This window comes from Bradyrhizobium sp. SRL28, assembly GCF_018596315.1.
Taxonomy (GTDB): Bacteria; Pseudomonadota; Alphaproteobacteria; order Rhizobiales; family Xanthobacteraceae; genus Bradyrhizobium.
In genome coordinates, this window is record NZ_JAHEAG010000005.1 from 318,646 (window position 1) to 330,358 (window position 11,713).

Annotated in this window: 17 protein-coding genes and 1 tRNA gene; 11 read left to right on the forward strand and 7 right to left on the reverse strand. The window is 63.7% G+C overall.

Annotation, left to right across the window (positions count from 1 at the left end; genetic code table 11):
- Window positions 1-75 precede the first annotated feature (75 nt).
- Window positions 76-792, forward strand: a complete 717-nt coding sequence (locus tag KIP88_RS15190) for a 1-acyl-sn-glycerol-3-phosphate acyltransferase (protein ID WP_214488716.1) — start codon at window positions 76-78, stop codon at window positions 790-792.
- A gap of 45 nt (window positions 793-837) precedes the next feature.
- Here KIP88_RS15190 and KIP88_RS15195 read toward each other — a convergent pair whose 3' ends face one another.
- Both KIP88_RS15195 and KIP88_RS15200 read right to left on the reverse strand, forming a co-directional pair.
- A complete protein-coding gene (locus KIP88_RS15195) occupies window positions 838-1,437 on the reverse strand; it encodes a TMEM175 family protein (RefSeq protein ID WP_214488717.1) in 600 nt (199 codons plus the stop codon).
- 119 nt (window positions 1,438-1,556) lie between these two features.
- Window positions 1,557-1,643: transfer RNA gene (locus tag KIP88_RS15200), tRNA-Leu, on the reverse strand.
- Window positions 1,644-1,830: 187 nt separating this feature from the next.
- Here KIP88_RS15200 and KIP88_RS15205 point away from each other — a divergent pair.
- Window positions 1,831-2,271, forward strand: a complete 441-nt coding sequence (locus tag KIP88_RS15205) for a twin-arginine translocation pathway signal (protein WP_214488718.1) — start codon at window positions 1,831-1,833, stop codon at window positions 2,269-2,271.
- A 129-nt stretch (window positions 2,272-2,400) separates the two neighbouring features.
- On the opposite strand, the gene KIP88_RS15210 is transcribed toward KIP88_RS15205, so the two are convergent.
- Together KIP88_RS15210 and KIP88_RS15215 are read right to left on the reverse strand one after the other, a co-directional pair.
- Window positions 2,401-3,603, reverse strand: a complete 1,203-nt coding sequence (locus KIP88_RS15210) for an FAD-dependent monooxygenase (RefSeq protein WP_214488719.1) — start codon at window positions 3,601-3,603, stop codon at window positions 2,401-2,403.
- 7 nt (window positions 3,604-3,610) lie between these two features.
- Complete coding sequence (locus KIP88_RS15215) at window positions 3,611-3,856, reverse strand: zinc-finger domain-containing protein (protein WP_018272338.1); 246 nt, start codon at window positions 3,854-3,856, stop codon at window positions 3,611-3,613.
- Window positions 3,857-4,104: 248 nt separating this feature from the next.
- Between KIP88_RS15215 and KIP88_RS15220 the strand changes: the two genes are divergently transcribed.
- The 4 genes from KIP88_RS15220 (at window position 4,105) to KIP88_RS15235 (ending at window position 7,506) form a co-directional block, all read left to right on the forward strand.
- A complete protein-coding gene (locus KIP88_RS15220; protein ID WP_214488720.1) occupies window positions 4,105-5,259 on the forward strand; it encodes a hypothetical protein in 1,155 nt (384 codons plus the stop codon).
- Between the two features lie 54 nt (window positions 5,260-5,313).
- Window positions 5,314-6,066: an alpha/beta fold hydrolase gene (locus tag KIP88_RS15225; RefSeq protein WP_214488721.1), complete on the forward strand. Its 753-nt coding sequence runs from the start codon at window positions 5,314-5,316 to the stop codon at window positions 6,064-6,066.
- A 283-nt stretch (window positions 6,067-6,349) separates the two neighbouring features.
- Entirely contained in the window at window positions 6,350-7,180 is an 831-nt protein-coding gene (gene cysE / locus KIP88_RS15230) for a serine O-acetyltransferase (protein ID WP_214488722.1), read from the forward strand.
- A 107-nt stretch (window positions 7,181-7,287) separates the two neighbouring features.
- The gene (locus KIP88_RS15235; RefSeq protein WP_025590201.1) at window positions 7,288-7,506 is read left to right on the forward strand and encodes a DUF3126 family protein; all 219 of its coding nucleotides are present in this window, start codon (window positions 7,288-7,290) and stop codon (window positions 7,504-7,506) included.
- A 127-nt stretch (window positions 7,507-7,633) separates the two neighbouring features.
- On the opposite strand, the gene KIP88_RS15240 is transcribed toward KIP88_RS15235, so the two are convergent.
- Window positions 7,634-8,347: a hypothetical protein gene (locus KIP88_RS15240; protein WP_214488723.1), complete on the reverse strand. Its 714-nt coding sequence runs from the start codon at window positions 8,345-8,347 to the stop codon at window positions 7,634-7,636.
- A 221-nt stretch (window positions 8,348-8,568) separates the two neighbouring features.
- On the opposite strand from KIP88_RS15240, the gene KIP88_RS15245 reads away from it, so the two are divergent.
- Window positions 8,569-8,898: a hypothetical protein gene (locus KIP88_RS15245; RefSeq protein WP_214488724.1), complete on the forward strand. Its 330-nt coding sequence runs from the start codon at window positions 8,569-8,571 to the stop codon at window positions 8,896-8,898.
- Between the two features lie 176 nt (window positions 8,899-9,074).
- Window positions 9,075-9,605: a gamma carbonic anhydrase family protein gene (locus KIP88_RS15250; protein WP_214488725.1), complete on the forward strand. Its 531-nt coding sequence runs from the start codon at window positions 9,075-9,077 to the stop codon at window positions 9,603-9,605.
- Between the two features lie 22 nt (window positions 9,606-9,627).
- Here KIP88_RS15250 and KIP88_RS15255 read toward each other — a convergent pair whose 3' ends face one another.
- Window positions 9,628-9,801, reverse strand: a complete 174-nt coding sequence (locus KIP88_RS15255; protein WP_214488726.1) for a hypothetical protein — start codon at window positions 9,799-9,801, stop codon at window positions 9,628-9,630.
- Window positions 9,798-10,025 (reverse strand): hypothetical protein, encoded by a 228-nt coding sequence (locus tag KIP88_RS15260; RefSeq protein WP_214488727.1) that lies wholly within the window; start codon window positions 10,023-10,025, stop codon window positions 9,798-9,800. The genes KIP88_RS15255 and KIP88_RS15260 overlap by 4 nt, the downstream gene beginning before the upstream one ends.
- Before the next feature lie 111 nt (window positions 10,026-10,136).
- On the opposite strand from KIP88_RS15260, the gene KIP88_RS46505 reads away from it, so the two are divergent.
- The 3 genes from KIP88_RS46505 to KIP88_RS15275 all read left to right on the forward strand — a co-directional run bounded on the left by KIP88_RS46505 (window position 10,137) and on the right by KIP88_RS15275 (window position 11,591).
- Window positions 10,137-10,583, forward strand: a complete 447-nt coding sequence (locus KIP88_RS46505; RefSeq protein ID WP_249790783.1) for a hypothetical protein — start codon at window positions 10,137-10,139, stop codon at window positions 10,581-10,583.
- Window positions 10,584-10,735: 152 nt separating this feature from the next.
- On the forward strand, window positions 10,736-11,332 hold the full coding sequence (locus tag KIP88_RS15270; protein WP_214488728.1) for a hypothetical protein: 597 nt from the start codon (window positions 10,736-10,738) through the stop codon (window positions 11,330-11,332).
- 106 nt (window positions 11,333-11,438) lie between these two features.
- Window positions 11,439-11,591 (forward strand): hypothetical protein, encoded by a 153-nt coding sequence (locus KIP88_RS15275; RefSeq protein ID WP_214488840.1) that lies wholly within the window; start codon window positions 11,439-11,441, stop codon window positions 11,589-11,591.
- The last annotated feature ends 122 nt before the right edge of the window (window positions 11,592-11,713 follow it).

An 11,713-nucleotide genomic window follows, 5' to 3' on the forward strand; every position in this document is an offset into this window, starting at 1 on the left:
TGTATTGGAAGCCGCATAGAGACCCGAGGGGACGGACGTTTGCATTATCTGAGGTCTATACTTTTCGATACCGCCGTGGTGATCCTGACACTGCTCGTTGCGCTGTCGGTGCCGTTCATGGCGCTGTTCAACGCGAGCAGCGCGACGGTGCGCGCAGTGTCCCAGGTCTGGGCCAACGGCATCATGTTCCTGATGAAGTACGTGGTGGGGCTGGATTATCGCGTCGAGGGGCGCGAGCACGTTCCCGATGGAGCCTGCATCATAGCCTGCAATCATCAATCGCTCTGGGAGACCGCGGCGCTCTGCGTGATCTTCCCCGACGCCAGCATCGTCGCCAAGAAGGAGTTGAGGGAGCTGCCGCTCGTCGGCTGGTTTCTCGAGCGGTATCCGATGATCCTGGTTGACCGGTCGGCGGGCCGCCAGGCGCTGCGCCAGATGGTCGATGAGGCGAGGCGCGCGGTCGGCGAGGGGCGCAAGGTGCTCTTGTTTCCGCAAGGCACGCGCCAGGCGATCGACGAGCCTGTGAAGTTCCAGTCGGCCGGCATTTCCGCGCTGTACACGAACCTCGACGTTTCAGTGGTGCCGGCGGCGTGCAATTCCGGCCTGTTCTGGGACAAGAAGACCCTGATGATGCACTCCGGCACCATCACGCTGTCGTTCCTCCCGCCGATCGCGCCGGGCCTGCCGCGCAAGGAATTTCAGGAAAAGATGGAGCGGATGATTGCCGAAGAGGCGAGCCGGTTGCTGACGGTGAGTAAGGCGAAGGTTTCGCGTCGGCCCCTGACGCGATGAGACCATGTCGCCGCCGTATCGAAACGGCCGTCATCGAGAAAGCGTTCAATTCATACCGCCCTGGCCACCAGCACGGCGTGCGGCGATCCAGCCGGCCAGCGGCGCCAGGAAAGCCAGGCACCAGACGAACTGCGCAATTCGCGGGGCTATCAACGCCATGGTCGTGCCGAGGACGAACACGAACACCGGAAACAGCGCTGTCGCCATCGAATACGGATCGCTGCGGCCCCTGAGCGCAAGAACCCATAGCACCGCGTTCAGCACGGCGATGATCGTGAGGTGAAACCCGTAGAGGACAGCCAGCACGTCATCGAGCCGGTAGGCGCCGTAGAGTCCGTTCGTCACGGGCAGGATGATGATCGAAAGCAGAAAAAACAGATTGAGAAACACCACGCCTCGGCCGCCTTCCGGAGCAACCGCGAGCCGGCGGTGATGGCTGAACCAGAACATGCCGGCGACGATGAAGCTGATCATCAGTGCGATGACCGGTTGCGCGTAGACGCGCATCAAGTCGTGCCAGCCGGGCGCCTGGGTGAAGCTGGAGGCCTTTGGCAGGTCATAGGCGAGCAGCGTCATGGCAACGCCAAAGATGGTGTTGCTCAGCATCTCCAGCCGGCGCATTTCGAAAAGACCGATTTGCGGCATCTGCCCCCGTACGTCACCAGCCCGTCTTCGCTTTCGCTTCGCTCAAGCTACGCCGGGCACGCCTCACCCTGACGGTCTCTAGCGTGGCTGCGCCACGCGTAGCCCGTCAGGGCGAAGCGTGGTGCGGGCGGTGGGACTCGAACCCACACGACGTTGCCATCGAGGGATTTTAAGTCCCTTGCGTCTACCAGTTCCGCCACGTCCGCTTAGTCTTAGAATATCAAATACTTAGCGCATTTTCCGGAGAAGTGGAATTGGGATACTCTCTGGCCAAAACGCTCCCCACCTTTAAGTGAGCGCGCCGCCAAAGCAAAGCCTCAATGCGGACACTTGGGGTGTTTACCTGCGGCGAGCTTTAGGCAATCTCAACATAATCCACTTAACGAAGGCCCGATGTCCAACTCGCTGTCCTATCGCCGGTTATTCTCGCAGAGCCTTGCCGCGCTGGCGCTGGTTGCGCTCGGGGCCGGACTGTCCGGCTGCGCCGGGATCAGCGACACCATTTCTCCGGCCTTCGCCGACCCCGCCAAGTACGATCTCTACGATTGCAAGCAGCTCGAGACCGAGCGCAAGGGCCTTGCCACCCGCACCGCGGAAGTGCAGGGACTGATGAGGAAGGCCGAAACCGGCGTCGCCGGACCCGTGGTGGCGGAGATGGCCTACCGCAACGACTACATTGCGTTGCGCGGCCAGTCGAAGCTGGCCGAAGAAGCCTGGCAGAAGAACAGATGCCAGGAATCGAAACCGGAAGCCCGGCCGGCGCCGGTCCCGCCATCGATCGCGCCGGCGCCCGTTGCCAAGGACCGTTCGAAGAGCAGCCGGGCGGCAAATTAAGCTGCGGTAGCCCGGATGAGCGGAGCGATATCCGGGGCGGTGGTGGCGTGGTCCCGGATCTCGCGGAGCCTGTCATCGGGCGCGCATTCGCGCGACCCGTTGGCTCATCCGGGCTACGAGGATTCCAGCCTACACCCGCCAGTCGTAGATCCAGTCCTGCCGCGCCAGCATCCGCTGTGGGCCCATCGCCTTGATGGCGAGGTCGCGCGCCAGCGCTAGCGGTCCTGTGAGATGATAGATCCGTCCCTGTTGCCGCGCGGCGCGCTGCACCCGCAGCACGCGGCCGCGCCGCATCCGGCCATAGCGCTTCAGGGTTGCCGGGATGCCCGCGATATTGTCGCCCGGGCTTTCGCTCAAGCATTTGGCGAGCACGGCGGCGTCCTCGATCGCCATTCCAGCGCCTTGCGCGGCAAACGGCAGCATCGCATGCGCGGCATCGCCGAGCAGCGCGATCGCGCCATCAGTCCATTCGCCAATGCCGGGCAGCGTGAACAGCGCCCATCGCCGCCAGCCGTCGACGGCGCCGATCAGCATCCGCGCGGTGGCGGGCCAGCGCTGTGAGGCGAACGCGTTCTTGAGTTCGTTGGCATCGCCAGGTGTGCTCCAGCCGGGCCTGTTCCAGGTCCCCGGCACGATCGCCACCACGTTGATCTGCCGCGCCGCCGAGATCGGGTAGGCGACCAGATGCGCGTCCGGACCCATCCAGAGCTGCACTCGCGGCGCAGTATACTCGCGCGGCAGCGTCGTGGCATCGAGGGTTCCGCGCCAGGCGATCAGGCCGGAAAATTGCGGCTGCACCTCTGGGAATAAATGGTTCCGCACCGCGGACCAGATGCCGTCGGCGCCGATCAGCGCTACCGCCAGTTCCTGTTGCCGCGCATCGCCGCGGCGCTGGACCACGGTCAGCCCCTTGGCGTGCGAGGTCGCGTCCTCGAACTGGCAGCCGAGCCGCAGGTCGATGTCCGGATGGTCGTTGACCTGGGCCGCCAGGGCGCCCTGCAGATCGGCGCGATGCATTACCCAATAGGGCGCGCCGGCGCGCAAGCTGGCCGCTTCGCCGAGCGGCAGGCGGGCGATCTCGCCGCCGGCGCGCGCGCTCATGATGTTGATGGCTTCGGGCGTCACGGCACGCGGCGAGAGCCGCGGCCGCAGGCCGAGATCGACCAGGATCCGGCTGGCGTTGGGCGAAAGCTGCAGGCCGGCGCCGGCTTGCTCCAACCGTTCGGCCTTTTCCAGAACGATGACGCGAAAGCCTTTCGCGGCGAGCGAAAGCGCTGCCGTCAGTCCCCCGATCCCGGCACCAGCAACGATGATGGTGCGTGCGGCAGCCACCGAAAGGTCAGGCGACCTTGTCCTTCAGGACGCATTCCGGCGGGCGGGCCTCGCCCGCGGCGAGGTCGGAGGCAAAGCGGTACAGCGTCGAGCAATAGGGGCAGATGATCTCGTTGTCGTTGCCGAGGTCGAGAAAGACGTGCGGATGGTCGAACGGCGGGTTGGCGCCCACGCACATGAATTCCTGCGAGCCGATCTCGATTACCGAGACTCCGGCGTCGTTATGGAAATGCGGGACGACATGGTCGGACATCAGTTTCACCTTGGATAGCAACGATGGGCGCACGCAATCAACGCGACGCGGCAGCTTCGAAATGCCGCGCACCATAGTGGGGGGTGCCAATGATTCCTAGAGCAGATTCGGGAGGTCCCCACCGCTCATTTGCTCATGCAAATTCGACACAATATTGTCGTCGGAGAAAAGCCCTTCTTTCGTCGGGGCAGTTGTGTCTTAAAAACGGCACACCATCTTGTGAAAGACAAAACATTAGGCTTTTTTGGATGAGGCGGTTGCGGCTCGGATCAGCGCTGGCAGGGGCGTTAGGGTGCATGGCGCTCAGCGTGGCGGTGTGCGCGGCGCTGTGGCCGCACGCCCGCGAGGCCGGTGCCATTCTAGCGGCGCAGGACGACCCCGCGGCGCTGTCCGATATCCACATCAGTTCCGCCCTGCGGAGCAATCAGGGACTGGTCGCCGACCATATCGAGGCGGCGCTCGCGGCAGGTGATTCCGATCTTGCCAACAGCTTCGTCGAGCTCGCCCGCGACAAGGGCATTGCCGTCAGCGACGAACTGTCGAAGCGCGTCAGCGATGCTGTTACTGACGCGGGTTCGGCGTCGCATTTTGCCAAACGCTTTGCCACGGGTCTGGTGACCGGTAACGCCGACGACGTTGCAAGCCTCTCGGGCACCGTCGCCGGCGATCTCTTCGTGTACGGCGATATCAGGGACGTCGTGCGCGAGGGCAAACACCTCGCGACGGGCGATGATGTGGACCGGCTGGTGCTGGGCCTGGCGACGGTCGGGCTCGCGGTGACCGCTGCGACCTATGTGTCTGCCGGTGGCGTTGGCCCGGTGCGTGCCGGTCTCAGTATGGTGAAGGGAGCCCGCAAGGTCGGACGGCTGGGCGAGGGGCTGACACAATGGGCCGGACGCTCGGCGCGCGACGTCGTCGATGCACCGATGTTGCAGCAGGCGGTCGCAAAGGGCTCGGTGCTGCGGCCGGGCGAGACCATCAGCGCGATCAAGGCGGCGTTCCGCGCCGAGAAGGCCGGCGCGCTGGTGCGGCTGGCGAAAGACGTCGGACGCGTCGGCGAAAAGGCCGGCACGCGCGGGGCGCTCGATACGCTGCGCATCGCGCAAGGGCCGAAGGACGTCGCGCGCGCCGCGCGGCTTGCCGAATCCAAGGGCGGCCAGACCCGCGCGATTCTGAAGGTGCTCGGCCGCGGCGCGCTGCTGCTCGCTGCCGGGACGTTCAATCTGACGATGTGGGTGTTCGGTGCGCTCTTGGCGCTGTTCGGTTTTCTGTCGTCGATCAAGGCGACCACCGAACGAGCCACCGAAGCGTGGCTGCGCCGCAAGAAGGCGCGGCGGTTGAGAAAGCAGGCGGCAGCCTTGCCGTCCGGCCCGGCTCTGGCGGGCGCTGTCGCGCAGGGCTAGACTTGCAGTCATTGCAAGGTCGCCCATTCCGATCCCCAAAAAATGGAACTGATGATGCCGAGTTTTCACAACGGCGCTGTCGAAATTGCCTATCTCGACGAAGGCGAGGGTGATCCGATCGTTCTCGTGCACGGCTTCGCCTCCAGCAAGAACGTCAACTGGGTCTATCCGACCTGGGTTTCCGACTTAAGGAAAGACGGCCGCCGCGTGATCGCGCTCGACAACCGCGGCCACGGCGATTCCGAAAAGCTTTACGATTCCGCTGATTACGAAATTGCGATCATGGCAGGTGACGTCATCGCGCTGCTGGATCATCTTCGAATCGAGCGCGCCGACATCATGGGCTATTCGCTGGGATCGCGCATGACGGCGATATTGGCGCGCGAGCAGCCGCAGCGGCTGCGCTCGGCGATCCTCGGCGGCATCGGGATCGGGTTGATCGCGGGCGGCGGCCCCGGCGAGAACGTGGCCACAGCGCTGGAAGCGCCGTCGCTGGAGGACGTCACCGACCCGGTCGGACGGACGTTTCGCGCCTTTGCCGATCAGACCCGCTCCGACCGCCGCGCGCTTGCCGCCTGCCTGCGCGGTTCGCGGCGGCTGATGACATCGGAAGAAGCCGCCGGGATCGGCGTGCCGGTCCTGATCGCGGTCGGCACCAAGGACGAGATCGCTGGCTCAGCCGCGGCGCTCGGGAAAATCATTCCGGGTGCCGAGGTGCTCGACATTCCGAACCGTGATCACATGCGCGCGGTCGGCGACAAGGTCTACAAGAATGGTGTCACCGACTTCCTGTCGCGCCGGCAATGAGCGATCACGAGGTCAGCAACATCAATGGGATGGCGATGGCGATGGCGGCTGAGCGCTGATGTGGTTGCCCCCCATTTTCGGCTGGCATGCCGGGAACGGCCGGGCAGCCGAAATTCACCGATAGTCGGAGGCTACCCGACTTGATTTCCGCAAAATCCAGACCACCTTGAATTGACCCCGAATGGCGTTTGGCAGCGGTTTACTTTGCCGAAGCCTGCCCGGGACAGCCGTCCGCCCGCCGTGCTATCATATCGGCCAACCAAGCGAATTTGCGAGAGCCACCATGGCAGTAGTGCATCAGGTCAATCCGCAGGGTTCGAAGCTCGCCGCACTCGATCCGATCTGGGACCGCGTCCGGGGCGAGGCGGAGGACATCGTGCGCCGCGAGCCCGAGCTCGCGTCCTTCATCTATTCGACCGTGCTGCATCACGAGCGCCTCGAAGAATCGGTGGTGCATCGTCTCGCCGAGCGGCTCGATCATTCGGCGCTCTCGGGCGATTTGATCCGCCAGACCTATGACGAGGCGCTGCGCGACGAACCCGATCTCGGCAATGCGTTCCGCGCCGACCTGGTCGCGGTCTATGATCGCGATCCCGCAACCTCGCGCTTCATCGATCCGTTGCTCTACTTCAAGGGCTTTCACGCGCTGCAGACCCATCGCCTGGCGCACTGGCTCTATCAAAAGGGCCGCAAGGATTTCGCCTACTATCTGCAGAGCCGGTCGTCAGCGGTGTTTCAGACCGACATCAACCCCGCCGCCAAAATCGGCCGCGGCATTTTCCTCGATCACGCGACCGGCTTCGTCTGCGGCGAGACCGCCGTGATCGACGACGACGTTTCGATCCTGCACGGCGTCACGCTGGGCGGCACCGGCAAGGAGAACGAGGATCGTCATCCGAAGATCAGGCGCGGCGTGTTGATCGGGGCGGGCGCAAAGATTCTCGGCAATATCGAGATCGGCCATTGCGCGCGCATCGCCGCGGGCTCTGTGGTGGTCAAGCCGGTGCCACACAACGTCACGGTGGCCGGCGTTCCCGCCAAGATCGTCGGCGAAGCCGGCTGTGCGGAGCCTTCGCGCACCATGGATCAGATGCTCGGAGCCATCGGGCTTTGATTTTCCACACTTTCTGGCAGCCGTATTTGTGAAGTTACGGCTGGCGGTCTGCGCCGTCTCGTCCTAAAACCTCCCCGGAAATTTAGAAAATCCGATTGGAGACCGCCGTGGACGTTCAGGAAGTCAGGAAGCTCGACGCCTATCTCAAGCGCGTATTCGGCAATCCCAAGATCCGTGTCGTGCCGCGGCCGAAAAAGGACGACTCCGCCGAAGTCTATATCGGCGAGGAGTTCATCGGCGTGCTGTTCGTCGATGACGAAGACGACGATCGCTCGTTCCAGTTTCAGATGGCGATCCTCGAGGAAGATCTGGCCGACGTCGGCTGAGGCGCGCAGCCCGACCGCAACGCCGTAGGGTGGGCAAAGCGCAGCGTGCCCACCATTTCGAAGCGCGATCGGTGATAGATGGTGGGCACGTCGCTAACGCTCCTTTGCCCACCCTACGAGTCCGTCGCTAGCCCTTCGGCCCGCGCATCTGCGCCGTCAGGCGATCCATCGCATTCGCAACGTCGCGCCATTGCGACAGCCAGCTCCGCGGAAAGCGAAACGTCAGGTCGGCGCCGTCGACGCGGCGCTCGCTCAGGCACATGCCGGGCGTCTGACCGTCGCGCGAGCAGCGTGCGTTGAGGCCCGGCGTCGTTGCGGAGAACAGGTCTTCATTAGCGTAGGGCGAGCCGTCGCGAAACATACGCATCGTCAATCCGTCTTCCACCAGCGTTGCGGCCTGCGCGAGATAGCGCGGATAGATCGTGCGGACCCGCGCGTCGGGCGCCAGCGTGTCGTGGTGGGCCGATATCGACAGGAAGATCCGGTCGATCGGCTGTACCTTCTCCTCGATCGTATCGGCGCTGACGTGCTTCGGCGCATCCGGCGGTTCCAGCGACGGGAAGACGAAACTCAGATCGACCCGCTCCTGCGGGCCGGAGTGGCGCTGGATCTTGCGGCGGATCGCCGCCGTCGGCACGTTGAAGAGCGTGGCGCCGACGCTGACCGGTAACCGATCGGGGGCGCCGGCAGGCCGTGCCACCCAGGTCGGCCACAGCAAATAGGCAACCAGCGCAACGGCGCACGCGGTGATGGTTACCGCGATCATGATCAGGATCATGTGCGAGCGCGGGTCCCTGCGGGTGTCGCGGGCGAGGTGCTGGGCCGTCGAAAGCAGGGTCATGAACGAAGCATCAGTGGAGGAGGGAACCAAGCGAATCATCTTCGCGAATATGCCATGAGGAGCGTAATTTCCTCATGATTTCGCGGGGTTTCCGGCCGCGCCAGCCATGCGCAAACGAGGTCCCGGCGGGGCGTTGTTAACCTTTCCTTAAGGATGCTGTGGCGGCCGCCGTCCAATTTTGCGAAAGCAGGGCGCGGTTTTTCGGTCAAGGGGAAGTTGTCATGTCGCCCGATGCGTTGAATTCCCTGTTCGCCCTTTGCATCGGCTTTGCATTCGCGGGCGCGCTTGCCAGCGGCTATCAGGCGGTGGCGGCGCGGCCCGCCGGGTTCGGGTTGCTTGGCGAAGGCGTGGCGCCGAAGACGTTTGCGGCCGTGCCGTTTCTGGTTTTCGCCGCCCCCTTCATCATCATGCGCAACACGCTGCGCGGCGTGCAGATCGAGCGCCGCCGCTTCGAATTCGTGATGATGGCGACCGTGCTATCAGGCTTCTGGAGCTTGATGTCCGGCACGTTTTTCCTGATGACGCTGCGTGCCACCGGCGTGCTGGCCTGAGGCTTTCGGCCTGCTCGCTTGATCCCGCGCCAGCGGCCGTGCCAAGGTCTCCGCTAGAGCCTTTTTCCGTTCTGATTGAATCAGAACGGAGCTCTAGCCTTTTGTTTTGACGTGTTTTCTTCACGCGAACCGGGATCCACTTCGCTTGAAAACGCTCCGACGGAGACCTTTTTGCTATGGCGATCTACGAACTCGACGGACAGGGGCCGGAACTCCCCGGAGACGGAAACTATTTCATCGCAGATACCGCTGTCGTGATCGGCAAGGTGCGCCTTCTGAATTCGGCCAGCGTGTGGTTCGGCGCGGTGCTGCGCGGCGACAATGAATGGATCGAGATCGGCGAAGGCTCCAACGTGCAGGACAATTCCACCTGCCACACCGACCCGGGCTTTCCGCTCACGATCGGCAGCAACTGCACCGTCGGCCACAACGTTATCCTGCACGGTTGCACCCTTGAAGACGACGCGCTCGTCGGAATGGGCTCGATCGTCATGAATGGCGCGCGAATACGCCGCGGTAGCGTCGTCGGCGCAGGCTCGATCATTACCGAAGGCAAGGAGTATCCCGAATATTCCCTGATCATCGGCTCGCCTGCGCGCGTGATCCGGACGTTGACGCCGGAGCAGTCGACGGCGATGGGGCGTGCCGCGAAGTCCTACGTACGGAACGGGCCACGATTCAAAAATGGACTGAAGAAGATCGGCTGAAGCCGGAAGCCTGCTTTCCGCCTCAGCTGCCTTCGCTCTCGTTCGCCTCGCTGGCGCCGGCGACCTTTTCATGGCCGGCGGCCCAGAGCGCATGTTGCTCGCTGCCATCGCGATACGGATTGGCTTCCGCCGGAATGTTCTGGCGTGCGGCGCGCTGGCCTTGCTCGAAAGGGTCGGGGTCTGGGTCGGAATTCATGATGGCGTCTTTCCGGTTCTCGATCTTGCCTTCTTCGGCGTCGCACCCTTCGAAAGCCCCGCACTTTTCCGCAGCGCGTCCTTGAGGTCGATGGGAATGCCGTGCTTCTTGAGCAGGTCCGCAAAGGCTTCGTCGGCCAATTCCTGAAACGTCCCCATTCGATCGCGTGCAAGCTGGTTGAGCTTGTCGAGCGTGTCGTCGTCGAAGGCGATCAATTTGCGCAAGCGTGACCACTCCGAACCGTCGAGCGGATGTAAATGAATGATCGGGAGGCGGAATCGTTCCGGCAGGAACAAGGGCCGGGGGCCGTCGTTGCTCCGAAAAGGAGATTTCCGATGAAACTGGTATCTGCAGCCGCCGCGTTTGCGGCAATCACAATCCTGATATCCCCGGTCGCTTCGTTTGCTCAGAGCGCAGGCGGATCCGCGGGCGGATCATCTGCCGGCAGTAGCAGCGGTAGCGCCGCTGGCTCGCCGAGCGCGGGCTCTGCCGGTGCGGGCTCGCAAGGCATCAGCGGCGTGCCCCCGGGGCCCGCGGCCCCCGGCGGATTGAACAATGCCGGCGAGGACCCAAGTGGCGCGGCGAACTCGGTAAGGCGTGCGTCGCCGCCCGCGCCAGGCACGAACACCGCGGGTACGGCGCAGTCGTCGGGCGGCGGCGTCAACACTGGCAGCGGCGTAACGACCGGTTCAGCGAGATCGCAGACGAGCGGCGACATCGAGGTCAACAAGGAGAACAAGGAGGTCGATCGTAAGATCAAGAGCATCTGCCGCGGCTGCTGATATCTTCCTCCCGCGCGATGTCCGGTCGCGCAGATGTGAGCAAAATTGCCCCGCCACCTTCGTGAAGTCGTCCTAGAGTTGCTCCGGGATCTCTGAGGATCCGACGCCGAAAGCGTCGAGCGTTCGAAACGCAAGATCATGGAGGTTAGGTGATGTTACGCAAAATGATGATCGCCTTGTTCGCATGCGCATCGGTCGCCATGCTGGCGCCGGACGTAGCTTCGGCTCGTAGTGGTTTTGGCGGCGGCGGTTTCCGCGGCGGCGGCGGGATTGGAATGGGTGGCGGCGGCTTCCGCGGCGGGGGGATTGGAATCGGCGGCGGCGGCTTCCGCGGCGGCGGAATTGGAATGGGCGGTGGCGGCTTCCGGGCCGCCGCGATCGGCGGTGGCGGTTTCCGTGCAGCCGCGATCGGGGGCGGTGGTTTCCGTCCGGCCGCGATCGGGGGCGGTGGTTTCCGTGTGGCCGCTTTGCCGGCTGCCGGATTTCGGGGCGGCACCCTTGCCGTCAACCGTTTCCATGGCGGCTTCCACCGCGGTTTCCGGCATCACCGGAGATTTCCGTTTGCCGTGACGGCAATCGGACTAGGCTTGGGCTATGGCTACTACAACGACTATTATGATTACGGCTATCCGTATTACGGAGACTATGCGGATGCCTATTACTACGGCGATGGCGGCTGCTACATCGTTCGGCGGAGTGTGCTTACACCGTATGGCTGGCGCATCCGGCCCGTGCAGGTCTGCAGCTGAACCGGTGCAGACCGGACGAATAGCGCGGCCCCGGTGTTATTACACCGAGGCCGTCATTGATATTGTTCGCTGATAGGACGTTTGCACCGCATGGGGGATGTTGAACATGCTCACAGCGCCCGCATTGACGTTGATGTTTCTGCTTGTCGTGATTGGTCTCGGTACGGCGTTCGTCTGGATGTTCTGGGAGATCGAGCAGACGATGGCCCGGCTGCGTCGGATGTCGAGGCCACATCGCAACGGCGATCACCTCGGATAGCCCGCCCGCACCGGCGCGCAGTCACGTGCCGCGCACAGCCAGCGGCTGCCGTCACTTCCATTGTCTGCAATTTTCCGAAAAATTGCGCTTGTTCTTTGATGCATCCTTAGATGGTTGCTGCG

Excerpts from the sequence above, each read along its gene's own strand:
- KIP88_RS15270 (WP_214488728.1), top strand. The coding sequence starts at position 10,736 with ATGTTACGCAAAATGATGATCGCCTTGTTCGCATGCGCATCGGTCGCC.
- KIP88_RS15195 (WP_214488717.1), bottom strand. The coding sequence starts at position 1,437 with ATGCCGCAAATCGGTCTTTTCGAAATGCGCCGGCTGGAGATGCTGAGC.
- KIP88_RS15220 (WP_214488720.1), top strand. The coding sequence starts at position 4,105 with ATGAGGCGGTTGCGGCTCGGATCAGCGCTGGCAGGGGCGTTAGGGTGC.
- KIP88_RS15250 (WP_214488725.1), top strand. The coding sequence starts at position 9,075 with ATGGCGATCTACGAACTCGACGGACAGGGGCCGGAACTCCCCGGAGAC.
- KIP88_RS15240 (WP_214488723.1), bottom strand. The coding sequence starts at position 8,347 with ATGACCCTGCTTTCGACGGCCCAGCACCTCGCCCGCGACACCCGCAGG.
- KIP88_RS15245 (WP_214488724.1), top strand. The coding sequence starts at position 8,569 with ATGTCGCCCGATGCGTTGAATTCCCTGTTCGCCCTTTGCATCGGCTTT.
- cysE (WP_214488722.1), top strand. The coding sequence starts at position 6,350 with ATGGCAGTAGTGCATCAGGTCAATCCGCAGGGTTCGAAGCTCGCCGCA.
- KIP88_RS15205 (WP_214488718.1), top strand. The coding sequence starts at position 1,831 with ATGTCCAACTCGCTGTCCTATCGCCGGTTATTCTCGCAGAGCCTTGCC.
- KIP88_RS15275 (WP_214488840.1), top strand. The coding sequence starts at position 11,439 with ATGCTCACAGCGCCCGCATTGACGTTGATGTTTCTGCTTGTCGTGATT.
- KIP88_RS46505 (WP_249790783.1), top strand. The coding sequence starts at position 10,137 with ATGAAACTGGTATCTGCAGCCGCCGCGTTTGCGGCAATCACAATCCTG.
- KIP88_RS15255 (WP_214488726.1), bottom strand. The coding sequence starts at position 9,801 with ATGAATTCCGACCCAGACCCCGACCCTTTCGAGCAAGGCCAGCGCGCC.
- KIP88_RS15215 (WP_018272338.1), bottom strand. The coding sequence starts at position 3,856 with ATGTCCGACCATGTCGTCCCGCATTTCCATAACGACGCCGGAGTCTCG.
- KIP88_RS15225 (WP_214488721.1), top strand. The coding sequence starts at position 5,314 with ATGCCGAGTTTTCACAACGGCGCTGTCGAAATTGCCTATCTCGACGAA.